Source organism: Mesorhizobium sp. B2-3-14 (genome assembly GCF_006442175.1).
GTDB lineage: Bacteria > Pseudomonadota > Alphaproteobacteria > Rhizobiales > Rhizobiaceae > Mesorhizobium > Mesorhizobium australicum.
In genome coordinates, this window is the sequence record NZ_VFVP01000002.1 from 312,043 (window position 1) to 327,780 (window position 15,738).

Genomic DNA, 15,738 nt, shown 5'->3' on the forward strand with positions numbered 1-15,738 from the left:
ATTCTGCTTTGGGGAAGCAATGTCCACCCATGTTCGCCATCCGATCTGGCTTCCGGCCCTCAAGGCCGCGGATGCGCGCACCTTCGCCTCGCTTTACGCGGTCGAATCCTTCGCCCGCGCCATGGTGTCGAGCGTCATACCGATCCAGGCCTACGAGATTCTCCACAACGAGCAGATCGTCTCCATACTTTACACCGCCGTGTCCCTGCTCGGCCTGTCGGTGACCTTGTTCATGCCGATGCTGATCCGGCGCTTCGCGCGGCGCTGGGTCTACACGGCGGGCGCCTGCCTGCTCGCTATCGGCTCGCTGTTCTTCGTCACCCATACGCTCGCCGGGCAACTGGCCGGGATGCTGTGCCGGGTGATGGGCGCCAGCGCGCTGTCGATCACGCTCAACCTCTACATCATGGATCACATCCGCAAGACCGATTTCATGCAGGCCGAATCGCTGCGGATGGCGTGGTCGATGGTTGCCTGGACCTGCGGGCCGACGCTCGGCATTTTTCTCTATACGCGCTTCGGCATTTATGCCGCGCATGGCGCGGTGGCGGTGTTCGCCATGGCTTTGCTGGCGCTGTTCTGGACCTATCGGCTGAGCGACAACCAGTCGATCCGCCCGGGCAAGACACGACCGGCCAATCCGCTCGCCAACATCGGCCGCTTCGTCGCCCAGCCGAGGCTGAGATTGGCCTGGCTGATAGCCTTCGGCCGTTCCTGCTTCTGGACGACCTTCTTCGTCTATGGACCGCTGTTCATGGTCATCACCGGCGAGGGCGAATTGGCCGGCGGCCTGCTGGTCTCGGCCGGCAACGCGCTGCTGTTCATGGCGATCTTCTGGGGCAAGGCGGGGAAACGCTTCGGCGGCCGCAGGACCATGACATTTGCCTATTTCGCCATGTCGGCGACGCTGCTGGCGGCCGGTGCCGTGGGCGAAACCGTGCCGTTGCTCACCGGTGCCTTCCTGCTGTGCGGCGCCTTCTTCACCATCGCGCTCGACGCGCTGGGTTCGACCGCCTTCATGCGCTCGGTGCGCTCCTATGAGCGCGCGCAGATGGCGGCGGTCTACCGCACCTATCTCGATTTTTCGGAACTGACGCCGCCGCTGGTCTATTCGGTGGTGCTGGCCTTCTTCGGTCTGGGCTCGGTGTTCGTCACGCTCGGGCTACTGGCAGCCTTTTGCGGCTTCATGACCTGGCGATATCTGCCGAAGTCGCTGTGATCTTCAGGCCTCGGGTGAGCGCGCAGCGTGCCGTTCGCGCACCCAATCGTGGAAGCGGTGCAGGTCGTACTCCTCGGGCATCAGCACGCCAGCTGTATGACGCATCGAGCGCAGGCCCTTCTGGTTGACCTCGCAGATTGCCGCGTCCTCCTCCAGCACCTGTGTGCCGAAGGCAACGATGTTGTCGATGTCGGTCTCGGCGAGCGCCTCGGGCGCGAACAGCCATTCCGCGGTCAATTCGGTCTGTTCGGGACCGAGCGGCGTAAGCCGCACGGTCCTGACATAGTCGACATGGCCGACGATGAACATCGACGGCAGGCTGGTGGCATAGGTCTGACCGGTGCTGCGTTCCGCCGGCGTCAAGCTCGGGAAGATCGGCCCGTGCGTCTGCCCATCACGCGACCATGTCTCAGCCCCGGCGCGCAGGCCGCCGGAAAATTCCGGCGCGTCATTGTCGGCGTGGCGGAGCCATTCGGGATCGTCATGCCGGCTCATCAGGCCGCGGCCATAGATCGGCACCAGCCGCGACAGATCCTTGTGGACGCCCGGGCAGTGCAGACACTCGTTGAAGTTTTCCCAAAAAATCTTCCAGTTGCAGTTCATCACCTTGCGCAGCACGTGGCCTGATACCAACGTTTCCAGCGGCCAATTGCCGAGATCGCCGGAGGCCGGATCGAAGGAAGATTGCGCCGAGCTGGCGGCATCTTCCGCAAGATTGACGAAGACGAAGCCCCGCCACACCGAGAGCGCGACGCGATAAAGCGGGTGATCGGCCTTGTCGAAGCCGTCAGGCAGCGATTTCGACGGCACGCGCACCAGATCGCCACGCAGCGAATAGGACCAGGCATGATACGGGCAGGTGATCAGCCGCGCCTTCAGCCGGCCCTGGCTTTCCTGGCAAAGCTGCGAGCCGCGATGCCGGCAGGTGTTGTGGAAGGCATGCAACTCGCCGGTGTCGTCGCGCAGCAGGAGGATTTCCTGCGTACCGACGCGGAAGGTGCGGAACGCCAAAGGCTGGGCAAGGTCGGCCTCGCGGCAGACGAGCAGCCAGTTCCTGTACCAGATGGCGTCGAGATCGCGCTGATAGTTGTCCTGGTCCCAATAGGCCGACGAGGGCAGCGTCGGCTCCGTTCGAGTCAGGCCGTTATAGGGCTCGCGCTCGCTGGCATTGGGCTGCATGGCTGGCTTCCCGTGAGGGGTGCCAGCCGACACCCGGCCATGAAGTTTGTCAATCGGGACGGGAGGAGGGCAGCTTCGCCGATACGGCGCTCCTGCTCTGGCGGCTGTCGGAATTTGGTTTGCCGGGCGCGGCGAATTTCCCTATAGTCACCGATGTCGTCGGTTCCTTTTTGGAGCCAAGAGGGAATGCGGTGCGGGCAGGAATTCCTGCCCAATGCCGTGGCTGCCCCCGCAACTGTGTGCGGTAGTCCTCTCCATATGCCACTGAAGATTTTTCTTCGGGAAGGTGGGGAAGGGCGCTTATCCGCGAGCCAGGAGACCTGCCGGCGACAGGAAACTGACTTCGATGCCCTCGGGTGGAGGGCGAAAGGACAAGACATGACTACCGCTTCCGTCTCCCTCGGCGCCTCCGTCTCCTCGCAGTCGCGCTTCATGCAGCTCGCGCTCGCGGCGCTGCTCGGCATCTTCGTCGTCGGCTTTGTCGGCTTCTCGCATATCGATGCGGTCCACAATGCTGCCCACGACTATCGCCACTCGATGGCGTTTCCCTGCCACTAACGAGGATCCGACATCATGAATCTGTTTCGCAACGTCGTGTTCGTCGCGGCGATCGCGGGGCTCGTGGCCGGTGTCGTCCTCGCCTGCATGCAGGCCTATGCCACCGTGCCGCTGATCCTCAAGGCGGAAGTCTACGAAAAGGCCGACGGCGGCCACCACCATGATCACGCGACCGCACCAGCGGCGACCAATGATGCCATGAGCACGGTGGCCTCCGCTGGGAATGCCATGAGCTCTGCCGCGCCCGCGGGCACCGATGCCATGGCACCGGCGGAGGAAGACGAAGGCTGGGCGCCGGCCGACGGTTTCGAGCGTTTCGCCTTTAGCGTGGTTGCCAATATCGTCACCGGCATCGGCTTCGCACTGGTCCTGGTCGCGGTTTCCGAGTTCTTCGGCGGCGTCGGCAACTGGCGCCAGGGTGTGTTCTGGGGTTTGGCCGGCTTTGCCGTGTTCACACTGGCACCGGGCCTCGGACTGCAGCCGGAACTGCCGGCAATGCCGGCGGCCGATCTTCTGCCGCGCCAGATCTGGTGGACGGCGACGGCGGCCGCGACCGCGACCGGCCTGGGCCTGATCGTGTTTCGCAGATCGTTGCCATTGACCATCCTCGCCGTCTTGCTGATCGTCGCGCCGCATGTCGTCGGCGCGCCGCAGCCCGACAGTTTCGAGACACCGATCCCGGAAGGCCTGCACCATCAGTTCGTGGTGGCGGTGACGGTGACCAATCTGGTGTTCTGGCTGGTGCTTGGCGCGATCGTGGGCGTGGTGCGCAGGCGCTTCACCGGCACGGCGACCAGCCTGCGCGACAGCTTTGCCTGATCGCGGCAGGCTGACCTTCATCATCGGCGGTGCGCGCTCCGGCAAGAGCGCGCACGCCGAAACCCTGGTGACGGCATTGCCCTCGCCCTGGGCCTATATCGCCACGGCGCAAGCCTATGACGACGAGATGCGCGAGCGCATCGCGCTGCACCGCTCGCGGCGCGGTGAGGGCTGGTTGACCATCGATGCGCCACTCGACCTCGCAGAAGCGCTGGAGGCGTTGCCAGACGGGCAGCCGGTGCTTGTCGACTGCCTGACGCTGTGGCTGACCAATCACATGCTGGCCGATCACGACGTCGAGGCCGCGTGCCGGCGGCTGGCGGACGTGCTGTCGCGGCCGCGCGGACCGTGGTTCGTGGTAACGAACGAGGTCGGGCAAGGCATCGTGCCCGACAACGCACTGGCGCGTCGGTTTCGTGACGATGCCGGCCGGCTCAACCAGCGGGTCGCCGCGATTGCCGACACGGTGCTGCTCATGGTGGCGGGGCTACCGCTCAAGGTGAAGTGAAATGACCGATATCGACGACAAGGATGAAGAACGCCATCGCGCCAAGATGGCCAAGCGCAAGGCGGTGCAGGACGCCGAGGTTGCGGGCAAGACGATCGAGAAGGGGTTGCTGATCGTCAACACCGGTCCCGGCAAGGGCAAGACCACGGCCGCCTTCGGTCTCGCGCTGCGCATGCTCGGCTACGGCAAGCGCGTCGGCGTCGTCCAGTTCATCAAGGGCAAGTGGCACACCGGCGAGAAGGAGGCCTTTGCCGTCTTTGGCGACCGTGTCGTCTGGCACGCAATGGGCGAGGGTTTCACCTGGGAGACGCAGGACCTGAAGCGCGATATCGCTGCCGCCGAGGCCGCCTGGGCCAAGGCTCTGGAATTGATCGCCGACCCCTCGATCAGCCTTGTCGTGCTCGACGAGCTCAACATTGCCTTGCGCTACGACTATCTCGCTCTCGACAAGGTGGTTGCGGCGCTCAAGGCTCGCCGCGAAGGCCTGCATGTCGTCGTCACCGGCCGCAACGCCAAGCCGGCACTGGTCGAGGCGGCGGACCTGGTCACCGAGATGGGGGTGACAAAGCACCATTTCTCGGCTGGCGTGAAAGCGCAGCAAGGCATCGAGTTCTAGAAAACCAGAACGGCGATCAGCGCGACAAGGCCGAACAAGCCGATCAGCAGGTAGTCCGCGACCCGGTAAAGCTTGAGCGCCCGCCTGATATCGCCGCTGTCGACATCGCGGCGGCCGCCTTCGCCCATGAAGATGTCGTCGACCATGACACCGCCATAGCTGCGTGGTCCGGCGAGCGCCAGCCCGAGCGCGCCGGCCATGGCCGCTTCCGGCCAGCCGGCATTGGGCGAGCGGTGTTTTTTCGCGTCGCGCCGTACCGCCTTCCAGGCGTCGCGGGGGTCGGCGCCCTCGACCAGGAGGGAAGCGAGCACGATCAGCAGCGCCGTCAGCCGCGATGCAGGCAGGTTGATCCAGTCGTCGAAGCGCGCCGCCGCCCAGCCGAAGGCCTCATGGCGCGGAGTCCGGTGGCCGACCATCGAATCGGCAGTGTTGGCCGCCTTGTAGGCCGCGCCGCCGGCGAGCCCTCCGACCCCGGTCCAGAAGGCGGGGGCGACGATGCCGTCGGAAAAATTTTCCGCCAGGCTCTCGATTGCCGCGCGGCAGACGCCGGCGCGGTCGAGTGTCTCGGGATCACGGCCGACGATCCGCGAAACGGCGGCTCGGCCCATGTCGAGGCCTCCGCTGTCGAGCGCGTCGGCGACGGCTTCGACATGTTCGTAAAGGCTTTTCTGTGACAGAAGCGATGTCGCCAGAAAGACGGCAACGATCCACCCCAGGGGGACGAACCAGAGCAGAACAAGCTGCACGCAAAGGCCTGCTATCGCCGGCACCAGCACGATGACCAGAAGCGCCTGGACACCACGTTGGCGACGCAACGCGTCGGGATCAGTGGCGCGGTTGAGCCGCAAGTCGAGAAAGGATATTAGCCTGCCGAACCATGTCACCGGATGGCCGATGGCGCGAAACAGCCAGTCGGGATAACTAAGGGCGAATTCGACAATTAATGACAGGAAAGCGATCAGGACTGACATGAAGCTTCTTGAAGGAGCGGTGGACCATGGTGGAAGTCTTGGCCGGGCAAGGGCGCTTTTCCCCAATGCCGTGCTGCCTTTCGTCGACCTCTCGACCGGTATCAATCCGCACTCCTACCCGCTTTTCGACCTGCCCGCCACCTCGCTGTGGCGATTGCCAGAGGCCGCGCGTGGGCGCGAACTGGTAGAGATTGCGGCCAACACCTATGGGGCGCCTTCCCCAGCAACCGTGGTGGCAGCCCCTGGCACACAGATCCTGTTGCCGCGCGTCGCCTCGCTGGTGAGGCCCGGCAAGGCAATGGTGCTGGGGCCGACCTATGCCGAACACGCCCGGGCGGCGGCGATTGCCGGGCACGAGGTGGTCGAGCTCAGCGATTTCGCGGCGCTGGCGGAAGCCGACCTCGCCATCATAGTCAATCCGAACAATCCCGATGGGCGCGTCGTCGAGCGCGACCGGTTGCTGGTGCTGGCCGCCGGACTTCGCGCCAAGGGCGGGCTGCTGGTCGTCGACGAGGCGTTCATGGATGTCGGTCCACGCGAGCACAGCCTCGCCGGCGATGTCGGCCAGGGCGGCATCGTCGTGCTGCGTTCCTTCGGGAAGTTCTTTGGTTTGGCCGGCCTGCGGCTCGGGTTCGCGCTTGCCGACGCGCCGACGGCTGAACGGCTGGACATGCAGTTCGGGCCGTGGGCTGTCGCAGGACCGGCCCTGGAATATGGCATCCGCGCGCTCGCCGATCTCGATTGGCAGGATGCGATGCGGGCCTCGCTGGCGGAAGCGACGGTGCGGCTCGATGCGCTGTTTAGCCGTTTCGGCGTTCCCGTCGCGGGGGGCACCACGCTGTTCCGCTATCTCAGCCTGCCCGATGCCGGCGGCCTGTTTTCCGGGCTTGGCCAGGGCGGCATCCTGCTGCGGCATTTCTCCGAACGGCCGCATGCCTTGCGCGCCGGCCTGCCGGGGAGCGAGGAGGAGTGGCGCAGGCTCGAATCCGCTCTTGCCGATTGGGCGTCGCGGCGCGAGGATCGTTCGAAAGGTTTCAAACAATGATCCATGTCTGCTCATTGGCGAAAATCGAGGAAGTGGTGGCCAGGACCGGCGCCGACCGCATGCTGTCGCTGCTCGCCGCCGGAACGGACGTAGTCCGACCGGCCTCGATCCCAAGGAAAAACCATCTGCACCTGGTCATGCACGACATCGCCGTGGCGCAGGACGGCATGACCATGCCGGGCGAGGAGCATGTCCGTAACCTGCTCGATTTCGCACGCCGCTGGGACCGGGCGAAACCAATGCTGGTGCACTGCTATGCCGGCATCAGCCGTTCGACCGCCTCGGCCTATATCATCGCCGCGGCTTTGGCGCCGAAACGCAACGAGGTGGAACTGGCGCGGACGCTGCGAGCGCTATCGCCTTCGGCGACGCCCAATCCGCGGCTGATCGCGGTGGCCGACGCGCTGCTTCAGCGCAACGGCCGCATGATCGAGGCGATCGAGTCGATCGGGCGCGGCGCCGACGCCTTTGAAGGCACGCCGTTCGCCCTCAAGATCGACGGTTAGCTATTTCAGCCACTCCGCGAGCTTGGCCTTTCGCACGTCTCGCACCAGGTTGATGAACCCGTCAGCCTGATATTCCGCCGTCAGCCGGCCTTTCTCGGCTGTCGCGATGCTGGCGTCGCCGACCACGCCGTTCGGGTTGAGATCCCCGGCGATCCAGGCGAAGGCGTGGGTGCCTGTGTGGCGCAGCAGCGAGAATTCCTGCTCGGCCTTGGCGACGTTGGAAACGAAATTGTCGGCCTTGCCCATGTCGACGAGATCGGGCCGGAAATGCAGCATCAGTGACGTCTCGACATCGCCGCCATGAATGCCGTGACGATCCTCGAGTTCGGTGTACATGCCGGCCGGGCGGCCAAAGCGCTGCCAACTGGTCTTCACCGCCAGCATCTTTTCGCGCACGCGCAATTCCCGCGTGACGATGCCCATGATCTCCTCATTGCCGCCATGCGAATTGACGACGATGAGCTTGCGCACGCCGGCGCGCGCGATCGACAGGCCGAGCTCGGTCCAGGCGTCGACCAGCGTCGTTGCCGGCAAGGTGAGAGTGCCCGGCGCGTGCAGATGCTCGTTCGACTTGCCCACCGCCTGGACCGGCAGGATGCGGATGTCGAGATCGTCGGGCAAGCGTGAAATCACCGTGTCGAGCATGCCGTTCATGATCGAAGTGTCGGTCGACACAGGCAGATGCGGTCCATGCTGCTCGATAGCCGCCAGCGGCAGCACCGCGATTGTCGCCTCGGGATCGATCGAGGCGTATTCGGTGGTCCGGTAGTCGCCCCACCATACGCGTTTCTTGCCAGCAGTCATGTCACGCCTCTTCAAATGATCAGGTCAGACCTAGCGCGGTGCGGCCGGCCTGTCGATCACCCGGCCGCGATGGCCTCGACCTCGACCTTGAATTCGGGCCGGGCAAAGCCGGAAACGATCATCAGCGTCGAGGCTGGCGCCGGGCTCGAAAACAGCCGGTCGCGAACCTCCATATAGGGCCGCAGATGCGCGCGGTCGGTGACATAGGCGTTGATGCGAACGATGTCGCCAAGTCCCAGCCCGGCTTCGCCCAGAACCGCCGCGATGTTCCTGAAGCAGAGTTCGGCCTGCGCGCCGGCATCTTCCGGTATCTGGTCGTCCGCCGTGATGGCGACCTGACCCGAGCACAGCACCAGACGCTTGCCGGCCGGCACCTCGACGCCGTGGCTGTAGCGGGCAAAGGGTGGCTTGATCGACTTAGGGGTAAGGAATTTGAACATGGCAATCTCCTGGATATCGCCAGCCTAAGGCCGGACGCATTGCACCATCAAGATGGTGGTGCATGTCGCCGGTGCGATTGTGGACAGGCGTTCAAAAAATAGGCACGATGCCCTTCGGTGCAGCACGACCTTTCCGGCTTTCGCAGATGGCTGTGGTGCAGGCGGGCGGGTCCCGGCGCGCGACGCCGGTGGCATGTGTCTTGCTTCTTGAATCTTTGGTGTCAAGCACGGCGCGCAACGCGCCGGTGCAAATAAAGGGCGGTGTCAATGTACGTGAAACAGAAGATTTCGGCCGCGGTGGTGGCCCTGCTTGCGGCCAGCACGCTGGGCGCGGCGGCGAATGAAAAAGTCACTTTCGGCACCAACTGGCTCGCCGAGCCGGAACATGGCGGCTACTACCAGGCCGTGGCCGATGGCACCTATGCCGCCTGCGGTCTCGACGTCACCATCATGCAGGGCGGCCCGCAGGTCAGCGGCCGGCCGATGTTGCTCGCCGGCAAGATCGATTTCTACATGGGCGGCAATCTGCTGTCGGCCTTCGACGCCGTCCAGCAAGGCATTCCGATGCGTGTGGTGGCAGCCGACTTCCAGAAGGACCCGCAGGTCATCATGTCCCACCCCGGCGAGGGGCTCGACAAATGGGAAGACCTGAAGAACGCCGAGCAGTACATTCTGGGTGACGAAGGCGTGCAGACCTTCTTCCAGTGGATGGTCATCGAGCTCGGTTTCGACGCTTCAAAGCGCGTCCCCTACACCTACAACACCGCCCCTTTCCTCGCCAACAAGAAGTCTATCCAGCAGGGCTACGTCACCTCGGAGCCGTTCGCGGTCAAGAAGGAAGGCGGCTTCGTGCCGAACCAGTTCCTGCTCGCCGACTACGGCTGGGACACCTATTCGACCACGATCGAGGTGATGCAGGAGACGATCGACAAGAAACCTGAGGTTGTCCAGTGCTTCGTCGATGGCTCGGCCAAGGGATGGTACAAGTACCTCTACGGCGACAACAAGGCCGCCAACGACATGATCAAGAAAGACAATCCTGACATGAGCGACGAGCAGATCGCTTTCTCGATCGAGCAGATGAAGAAGTTCGGCCTGGCCGATTCCGGCGACACCGAGAAGCTCGGCATCGGCGCCATGAAGGAAGAACGGATCAAGAGCTTCTACGACAAGATGGTCAAGGCCAAGGTCACGCCTGAAGGCATCGACATCACGAAAGCCTACACGCTGGCCTTCATCAACAAGGGGGTCGGGCTCGAGCTGAAGAAATAGGCCGGCCCGGCATGATGCGGGAACAGGTGGCGCAAACGCCCGCCTCGGACATGGCTCCGACCTTGCTGGCGCTGCGGGGCGTCGGCAAGGTCTTTTCCAACGGCGTGACGGCGCTCAGCGATGTCGACCTGACGATCCGGGAAGGCGATTTCCTCAGCCTGCTCGGACCGTCGGGCTGCGGCAAGTCGACGGCGCTGCGGCTGATTGCCGGCCTGTCCACGCCGACATCCGGCGTGCTCGACTGGCGCGGCGGCGGCTCGCTCGACCGCGCCAATATTGGCTTCGTCTTCCAGGAGCCGACGCTGCTGCCCTGGGCCAGCGTCTTCGACAATGTCTGGCTGCCGCTCAGGCTGAAAGGCATTTCCCGCGCCAAGGCCGCCCCGGCGATAACGGAGATGCTGGCGCGGGTACACCTCACCGGCTTCGAGGACGCCGTGCCGCGCGAACTCTCCGGCGGCATGAAGATGCGCGTCTCGATCGCGCGCGCCATGGTGACCAAGCCACGCGTGCTGTTGATGGACGAGCCGTTCGCGGCACTCGACGAGATCACCCGCTTCAAGCTCAACAACGACCTGCTGGAACTGTGGCAAGACGAGCGCTTCACCGTCGTCTTCGTCACCCACAGTGTGTTCGAAAGCGTGTTTCTCTCCAACCGCGTCGTCGTCATGGCGGCTCGGCCGGGGCGGGTGTTCGACGAACTCGCGATCGAGGCCTCCTATCCGCGCGATGAGGCGTTTCGCACTTCGCCTGACTATGCGGCCCTTTGCCGGCAAGCCTCGGATGTGCTGGTCAATGCCATCAATTCAACAGCGGGCTCGCATCATGACGGCCATTGACGGTACGTTGAAACTCGACCCCGAGGAAGCGCGCCGCGTGCGCCAGGAGCGGTTTGAGCGGATCGGCCGCTGGGTTCTGCCGCTGGCGTTCATGATCCTGGCGATCTGGCTGTGGGACCGAATCTGCGTGTGGAACGAGATCCCGCAATACATCCTGCCGCGCCCCGGCGTCGTGCTGACAACGCTCTACAACGATGCCGGCCTGCTGTTTTCCGCACTGCTAGTCACCTTGCGCATCACCTTCCTCAGCCTGCTGCTGGCGGTTGTCGGTGGCGTCGGCCTGGCGGTCTTGTTCGCGCAGTCGAAATGGGTGGAGATGTCGTTCTTCCCCTTCGCCATCGTGCTGCAGGTGACACCGATCGTGGCGATCTTTCCGCTGATCAACATCTATGTCGACAATCAGACGACCAAGCTCCTGCTCTGCGCCTGGATCGTCGCCTTCTTCCCGATCCTGTCGAACACCACGCTCGGCCTCAACTCGGTCGACCGCAACCTGCGCGACCTGTTCAAGCTCAACGGCGCGACGCGCTGGCAGCAACTGCGCTATCTCAGGCTGCCGGCGGCCATGCCGTATTTCCTTGGCGGGCTGAAGATCGCCGGCGGCCTGTCGCTGATCGGCGCCGTGGTGGCCGAGTTCGTCGCCGGCGCCACCGGCCAGTCGTCCGGACTTGCCTCGCGCATCATCGAAGCGGGTTACCGGCTCAACGCGCCAAGGCTGTTCGCGGCGCTGTTCCTGATATCGCTGACAGGCATCCTGATCTTTCTCGTGCTGTCGCTGATTTCGCATCTCATTTTGCGGCGCTGGCACGAAAGCGCGCTGAAGCAGGAGCGGTAGACCTTGATACCAGCCTCTGGCTCCTACCGCCTTGCCAACGCGCGTGTTCATCAATCTGTCACGCTTGGTCTGGCTGCGACCTTCGACAGCGACGGTTTCGCCCTTGCCGACATTACCGTCGCGGACGGCAAGATTTCCAGCATCGCCGTGCAGGCAGCATCGAAGGTACCGGCGGGCGTCATCGACCTTGCCGGCCGTATCGTGCTGCCGTGTTTCGTCGACTGCCACACGCATATCGACAAGGGCCATATCTGGCCACGAAAGCCCAATCCAGACGGCAGCTTCATGGGCGCTCTGAACGCCACGGGCGCCGACCGTGTGGCGCGCTGGACCGCCGAGGATGTGGCGCGCCGCATGGATTTCTCGCTGCGCTCGGCCTACGCGCATGGCACCGGGGCGCTCAGAACTCATATCGACAGCGTCGCGCCGCAGGAGGAAATCTCCTGGCCCGTGTTCGAGACGATGCGCGAGGCATGGCGTGGCCGCATCGAATTGCAAGGTGCCTGCCTGCTCGGCATCGAGGGCGTGCGCGACAAGAAATGGTTCGACAGGCTGGCCAAACGCGTGGCCGCCGCCAAGGGCGTGCTGGGCGTCGTCACCTATATGGTGCCGGACCTGGAAGAGCTGCTCGACCACGTTTTCGCGCAGGCAATCAAGCACGGGCTCGACCTTGATTTCCATGCCGACGAGACCGACGACATCGCCGCGATCTCACTGAAGAAGATCGCCGAGGCGGCGCTGTGGAACGGCTTCGAGGGCAACATCCTCGTCGGCCATTGCTGCTCGCTGGCGCGCCAGCCCGATCTCGAGGTGCTGGACACGCTGGACAAGGTGGCGAAGGCCGGGCTGGCAATCGTGTCGCTGCCGATGTGCAATCTCTATTTGCAGGACCGTCGCACTGACCAGACCACACCGCGCTGGCGTGGCGTGACGCTGCTGCACGAGATGAAGGCGAGGGGCATTGCGGTGGCCGTCGCTTCGGACAACACGCGCGATCCCTTCCATGCCTATGGCGATCTCGACATGCTGGAGGTCTACCGCATGGCGACGCGCATCCTGCATTTCGATCACCCGGTCGGCGACTGGCCGCAGGCGGTCACCGCGACGCCGGCCCATGTGATGCGGCTCGATGGCTTCGGCACGCTCGCCGCCGGAGGCGATGCCGACTTCGTGCTGTTCAAAGGTCGAAGCTGGACGGAATTGCTGTCGCGCCCCGAATCGGATCGCATCGTCGTGCGTGCGGGGCGAGCGATAGACCGGCAGTTGCCCGACTATGCCGAACTCGACGGACTGATGGTGGAATGATGGATGTTTCGGCGCTCAAACGCGATCTCGATGGGATAAAGCTCGACGACAATCCGGCCATCGTCCAGCAGAAGAGCCGCGACTTCTACTGGTACAGTCCGGTCCTGAAACAACAGCTCGACCATGTCACCGGCGACCTCATCGTGACGCCCAGGAACGAGGCCGAACTGATCCGCGTGCTTGCCGCCTGTCATCGCCATGGCGTGGCGGTGACGCCGCGCGGCAGCGGCACCGGCAATTATGGCCAGGCAATGCCGCTTTCGGGCGGCGTGGTGCTCAATCTCGCCGAGATGAACGAGATCAAGTCGATCGCGCCGGGGCGCGTGGTGACCGGGCCGGGCGCGGTCCTGGCCGACATCGACAAGGCGACGCGCGCGCATTCCGGGCAGGAGCTGCGACTGTCGCCCTCCACCTACAACACCGCCTCGATCGGCGGTTTCATCGCCGGCGGCTCCGGTGGTGTCGGCTCGATCAATTTCGGCGGATTGCGTGATGTCGGCAATGTGCTGCGCCTGCGCGTGGTGACGATGGAGGCTGAGCCGAGGGTGCTCGAACTCACCGGCGAAGACCTGCACAAGGTGACCCACGCCTATGGCACCAATGGCATCATCTCGGAAGTCGAGATGCCGCTGACGGCGGCCTATGACTGGATCGACGTCATCGTCGGCTTCGACCAATTCATGGATGCGGCGCGCTATGGCAATGCGCTGGCCTGCCAGGACGGCATCCTGACCAAGCTGATCACGCCGATCGCGGCACCCGTGCCGCAGCTTTATTTCAAGCGGCACCAGAAATTCTTCAGGGAAGGTCAAAGCATCTGCGTCGTCATGGTGGCGCAACATGGGCTGGATGCTTTTCTGGCCTTTACGCGCCGCGCCGGGGGTGAGGTGATCTACAACGCCACCACGGCGACGCCGGAGGAGAAAAAGGGCCTGCCGCCGGCCTATGAGCTGGCCTGGAACCACACGACGCTCCGGGCGCTGCGCGTCGACCCCGCCGTCACCTACCTGCAGTCGCTCTATCCCTTTCCCAACCAGCTGGCGCTGGTAGAGAAAATGGATGCGATGTTTCCCGGCGAAGTGTTCTCGCATCTCGAATTCGTGCGGCTGGATGGCAACATCACCTGCTTCGGCCTGCCGCTGGTCAAGTTCACCACCGAGGCGCGGCTTAACGAGATCATCCGCCTGCATGAGGAAAATGGCTGCCCGATCTTCAACCCGCACCGCTACACGCTGGAAGAGGGCGGCATGAAGCAGACCGACGCGGTGCAACTCGCCTTCAAGCGCGAGACCGACCCGCAAGGCCTGCTCAATCCCGGCAAGATGATCGCCTGGGAAAACCCGGACTATGACTACCGCTCGGGCCGGACGTTCCTGTTCAAGGGGCTGCAGAGGACGGGATGAGGAGAAGTTCGCGCTTGAACACCCCCCTCTGGCCTGCCGGCCATCTCCCCCGCAAGGGGGGAGATCGGACTGCCTCATTGCTTTCGCCAATTGTCAGCGTGGCAGGTTGGCGGCAGCGTTTAAGCTGCCAATCTCCCCCCTTGCGGGGGAGATGGCTGGCAGGCCAGAGGGGGGTGCCTCGCGCCGACCTGCGGAATATCCTCCCGTGAAAATCCTCGTCCTCTACGCTCATCCGGTCGAGACCAGCTTCAATGCCGGGCTGCACGGGACGATCGTCGAGCGGCTGACGGCGGCGGGTCACGTGGTCGACGATTGCGATCTCTATGCCGAAGAATTCGATCCGCGGCTGACGCGCCAGGAACGGTTGGACTATCACAATCAGCGCGGTCCCGCGGATCCTGCGGCGCCATACGTCGAGCGCCTGTTGCGGGCCGATGCGCTGGTGCTTTCCTATCCGGTCTGGAATTACGGTTTCCCGGCGATCCTGAAAGGGTTTTTCGATCGCGTCTTCCTGCCGGGCGTGTCGTTCAAGCTGGTCGACGGCAAGGTGGAGCCGTCGCTGCACAACATAAGAAAGGTCGCGGCGGTCACCACCTATGGCGGCAGCCGGTTCCGCGCCTTTCTGATGGGCGACCCGCCGCGAAAACTGATCAAGCGCATGCTGCGCGCCACGGTAAAGCCGGGTGCTCCGGTGACCTACCTCGCGCATTATTCGATGAACCTGTCGACCGATGAAACCCGAAAGTCCTTCACGGCGAAGGTCGCGGCCAGCATGGATGCATTCTGATGCGTGCCCTTGTCGTCTATTGCCATCCGGTGCCGGAGAGCTTTTGCGCCGCCATTCGCGACACCGCCGTGGATGTGCTGACGCGGCGAGGCTGGGACGTGCGGCTGCTCGACCTCTACGCCGCAAAGTTCGATCCAGTGATGAGCTGCGAGGAGCGGCGTACTTACAATAGTCAGGCGCCGCAGGATCCGGCGCTGAAACCGCATTTCGAACTGCTCAACTGGGCCGAGGCGATCCTGTTCGTCTACCCGACCTGGTGGTACGGGCTGCCGGCGATGCTGAAGGGCTGGCTCGACCGGGTGTGGGCGACCGATGTCGCCTTCAAGCTGCCGGCGGGCAGGGGAGGGATCAAGTCGCTGATGACGCATGTCACCAAGGTCGGCGTCATCACCACTTGCGGCGCGCCGACCTGGTGGAGCGTCGTCGTCGGCCAGCCCGGGCGCAAGACCTTGCTGCGCGGCATGCGGGCGCTGTGCGCCAGGCGCTGCAAGACGTTCTTCCTGGCGCATTATTTGATGGACGCCTCGACGCCGAAGACGCGAGCGGCGTTTCTGGTCAAGGTGCGGGCGAAGTTGGAGCGGTTTTGAAAGATGCCGGCAGGCAGATGAGGGGCAGCGCTGGCCTTGCCAACCGTC

At 64.1% G+C, this 15,738-nt stretch carries 18 protein-coding genes and 1 riboswitch; of the genes, 14 read left to right on the forward strand and 4 right to left on the reverse strand.

Features of this window, described 5'->3' with window-relative positions; all coding sequences use genetic code 11:
* Positions 1 to 19: 19 nt before the first annotated feature.
* On the forward strand, positions 20 to 1,219 hold the full coding sequence (locus FJ950_RS06160; RefSeq protein ID WP_015317371.1) for an MFS transporter: 1,200 nt from the start codon (positions 20 to 22) through the stop codon (positions 1,217 to 1,219).
* Between the two features lie 3 nt (positions 1,220 to 1,222).
* Here FJ950_RS06160 and FJ950_RS06165 read toward each other — a convergent pair whose 3' ends face one another.
* Positions 1,223 to 2,398, reverse strand: a complete 1,176-nt coding sequence (locus FJ950_RS06165) for an aromatic ring-hydroxylating dioxygenase subunit alpha (protein ID WP_140615850.1) — start codon at positions 2,396 to 2,398, stop codon at positions 1,223 to 1,225.
* 143 nt (positions 2,399 to 2,541) lie between these two features.
* Positions 2,542 to 2,741, forward strand: a riboswitch (cobalamin riboswitch).
* 35 nt (positions 2,742 to 2,776) lie between these two features.
* Between FJ950_RS06165 and FJ950_RS06170 the strand changes: the two genes are divergently transcribed.
* Genes FJ950_RS06170 through cobO form a run of 4 tightly spaced genes read left to right on the forward strand, consistent with a single transcriptional unit; the run spans position 2,777 to position 4,899 of the window.
* The gene (locus FJ950_RS06170; RefSeq protein WP_015317373.1) at positions 2,777 to 2,956 is read left to right on the forward strand and encodes a CbtB domain-containing protein; all 180 of its coding nucleotides are present in this window, start codon (positions 2,777 to 2,779) and stop codon (positions 2,954 to 2,956) included.
* A 15-nt stretch (positions 2,957 to 2,971) separates the two neighbouring features.
* A complete protein-coding gene (locus FJ950_RS06175; protein WP_140615852.1) occupies positions 2,972 to 3,775 on the forward strand; it encodes a CbtA family protein in 804 nt (267 codons plus the stop codon).
* Positions 3,768 to 4,283 carry a bifunctional adenosylcobinamide kinase/adenosylcobinamide-phosphate guanylyltransferase gene (cobU, locus tag FJ950_RS06180; RefSeq protein ID WP_140615854.1) on the forward strand — a complete coding sequence of 172 codons (516 nt, stop codon included), beginning with the start codon at positions 3,768 to 3,770 and terminating at the stop codon, positions 4,281 to 4,283. Before FJ950_RS06175 ends, cobU begins: the two co-directional genes overlap by 8 nt.
* A gap of 1 nt (position 4,284) precedes the next feature.
* Positions 4,285 to 4,899, forward strand: a complete 615-nt coding sequence (gene cobO, locus FJ950_RS06185) for a cob(I)yrinic acid a,c-diamide adenosyltransferase (protein ID WP_140615856.1) — start codon at positions 4,285 to 4,287, stop codon at positions 4,897 to 4,899.
* On the opposite strand, the gene cbiB is transcribed toward cobO, so the two are convergent.
* Complete coding sequence (gene cbiB / locus FJ950_RS06190) at positions 4,896 to 5,870, reverse strand: adenosylcobinamide-phosphate synthase CbiB (RefSeq protein WP_140615858.1); 975 nt, start codon at positions 5,868 to 5,870, stop codon at positions 4,896 to 4,898. The genes cobO and cbiB overlap by 4 nt on opposite strands.
* Here cbiB and cobD point away from each other — a divergent pair.
* Together cobD and FJ950_RS06200 are read left to right on the forward strand one after the other, a co-directional pair.
* Positions 5,869 to 6,915, forward strand: a complete 1,047-nt coding sequence (gene cobD, locus FJ950_RS06195) for a threonine-phosphate decarboxylase CobD (protein WP_140615860.1) — start codon at positions 5,869 to 5,871, stop codon at positions 6,913 to 6,915. The two genes, cbiB and cobD, sit on opposite strands and share 2 nt — an antisense overlap.
* Positions 6,912 to 7,421 (forward strand): tyrosine phosphatase family protein, encoded by a 510-nt coding sequence (locus FJ950_RS06200; protein ID WP_015317379.1) that lies wholly within the window; start codon positions 6,912 to 6,914, stop codon positions 7,419 to 7,421. Before cobD ends, FJ950_RS06200 begins: the two co-directional genes overlap by 4 nt.
* Here FJ950_RS06200 and FJ950_RS06205 read toward each other — a convergent pair whose 3' ends face one another.
* Together FJ950_RS06205 and FJ950_RS06210 are read right to left on the reverse strand one after the other, a co-directional pair.
* Positions 7,422 to 8,225, reverse strand: a complete 804-nt coding sequence (locus FJ950_RS06205) for a creatininase family protein (RefSeq protein WP_140615863.1) — start codon at positions 8,223 to 8,225, stop codon at positions 7,422 to 7,424.
* A 56-nt stretch (positions 8,226 to 8,281) separates the two neighbouring features.
* Positions 8,282 to 8,665, reverse strand: a complete 384-nt coding sequence (locus tag FJ950_RS06210; protein WP_140615865.1) for a RidA family protein — start codon at positions 8,663 to 8,665, stop codon at positions 8,282 to 8,284.
* 267 nt (positions 8,666 to 8,932) lie between these two features.
* Here FJ950_RS06210 and FJ950_RS06215 point away from each other — a divergent pair, with 267 nt between their 5' ends.
* The 7 genes from FJ950_RS06215 to FJ950_RS06250 all read left to right on the forward strand — a co-directional run bounded on the left by FJ950_RS06215 (position 8,933) and on the right by FJ950_RS06250 (position 15,690).
* Entirely contained in the window at positions 8,933 to 9,937 is a 1,005-nt protein-coding gene (locus FJ950_RS06215) for an ABC transporter substrate-binding protein (RefSeq protein ID WP_015317382.1), read from the forward strand.
* An 11-nt stretch (positions 9,938 to 9,948) separates the two neighbouring features.
* Positions 9,949 to 10,773, forward strand: coding sequence for an ABC transporter ATP-binding protein (locus tag FJ950_RS06220; RefSeq protein WP_140615867.1), 825 nt, complete (start codon positions 9,949 to 9,951; stop codon positions 10,771 to 10,773).
* Complete coding sequence (locus FJ950_RS06225) at positions 10,760 to 11,608, forward strand: ABC transporter permease (RefSeq protein WP_140615869.1); 849 nt, start codon at positions 10,760 to 10,762, stop codon at positions 11,606 to 11,608. Before FJ950_RS06220 ends, FJ950_RS06225 begins: the two co-directional genes overlap by 14 nt.
* A gap of 3 nt (positions 11,609 to 11,611) precedes the next feature.
* Positions 11,612 to 12,913: a cytosine deaminase gene (locus tag FJ950_RS06230; protein ID WP_140615871.1), complete on the forward strand. Its 1,302-nt coding sequence runs from the start codon at positions 11,612 to 11,614 to the stop codon at positions 12,911 to 12,913.
* A complete protein-coding gene (locus FJ950_RS06235) occupies positions 12,913 to 14,316 on the forward strand; it encodes an FAD-binding oxidoreductase (RefSeq protein ID WP_140616492.1) in 1,404 nt (467 codons plus the stop codon). The genes FJ950_RS06230 and FJ950_RS06235 overlap by 1 nt, the downstream gene beginning before the upstream one ends.
* A gap of 205 nt (positions 14,317 to 14,521) precedes the next feature.
* The gene (locus tag FJ950_RS06245) at positions 14,522 to 15,103 is read left to right on the forward strand and encodes an NAD(P)H-dependent oxidoreductase (RefSeq protein ID WP_181171087.1); all 582 of its coding nucleotides are present in this window, start codon (positions 14,522 to 14,524) and stop codon (positions 15,101 to 15,103) included.
* On the forward strand, positions 15,103 to 15,690 hold the full coding sequence (locus FJ950_RS06250) for an NAD(P)H-dependent oxidoreductase (protein WP_140615875.1): 588 nt from the start codon (positions 15,103 to 15,105) through the stop codon (positions 15,688 to 15,690). The genes FJ950_RS06245 and FJ950_RS06250 overlap by 1 nt, the downstream gene beginning before the upstream one ends.
* The last annotated feature ends 48 nt before the right edge of the window (positions 15,691 to 15,738 follow it).

Coding starts and splice junctions, on each gene's coding strand:
- FJ950_RS06170 (WP_015317373.1), top strand. CDS start 2,777: ATGACTACCGCTTCCGTCTCCCTCGGCGCCTCCGTCTCCTCGCAGTCG.
- FJ950_RS06210 (WP_140615865.1), bottom strand. CDS start 8,665: ATGTTCAAATTCCTTACCCCTAAGTCGATCAAGCCACCCTTTGCCCGC.
- FJ950_RS06205 (WP_140615863.1), bottom strand. CDS start 8,225: ATGACTGCTGGCAAGAAACGCGTATGGTGGGGCGACTACCGGACCACC.
- FJ950_RS06215 (WP_015317382.1), top strand. CDS start 8,933: ATGTACGTGAAACAGAAGATTTCGGCCGCGGTGGTGGCCCTGCTTGCG.
- FJ950_RS06200 (WP_015317379.1), top strand. CDS start 6,912: ATGATCCATGTCTGCTCATTGGCGAAAATCGAGGAAGTGGTGGCCAGG.
- FJ950_RS06165 (WP_140615850.1), bottom strand. CDS start 2,398: ATGCAGCCCAATGCCAGCGAGCGCGAGCCCTATAACGGCCTGACTCGA.
- FJ950_RS06225 (WP_140615869.1), top strand. CDS start 10,760: ATGACGGCCATTGACGGTACGTTGAAACTCGACCCCGAGGAAGCGCGC.
- FJ950_RS06175 (WP_140615852.1), top strand. CDS start 2,972: ATGAATCTGTTTCGCAACGTCGTGTTCGTCGCGGCGATCGCGGGGCTC.
- cobO (WP_140615856.1), top strand. CDS start 4,285: ATGACCGATATCGACGACAAGGATGAAGAACGCCATCGCGCCAAGATG.
- FJ950_RS06235 (WP_140616492.1), top strand. CDS start 12,913: ATGGATGTTTCGGCGCTCAAACGCGATCTCGATGGGATAAAGCTCGAC.
- FJ950_RS06250 (WP_140615875.1), top strand. CDS start 15,103: ATGCGTGCCCTTGTCGTCTATTGCCATCCGGTGCCGGAGAGCTTTTGC.
- cobD (WP_140615860.1), top strand. CDS start 5,869: ATGAAGCTTCTTGAAGGAGCGGTGGACCATGGTGGAAGTCTTGGCCGG.
- FJ950_RS06220 (WP_140615867.1), top strand. CDS start 9,949: ATGATGCGGGAACAGGTGGCGCAAACGCCCGCCTCGGACATGGCTCCG.
- cbiB (WP_140615858.1), bottom strand. CDS start 5,870: ATGTCAGTCCTGATCGCTTTCCTGTCATTAATTGTCGAATTCGCCCTT.
- FJ950_RS06160 (WP_015317371.1), top strand. CDS start 20: ATGTCCACCCATGTTCGCCATCCGATCTGGCTTCCGGCCCTCAAGGCC.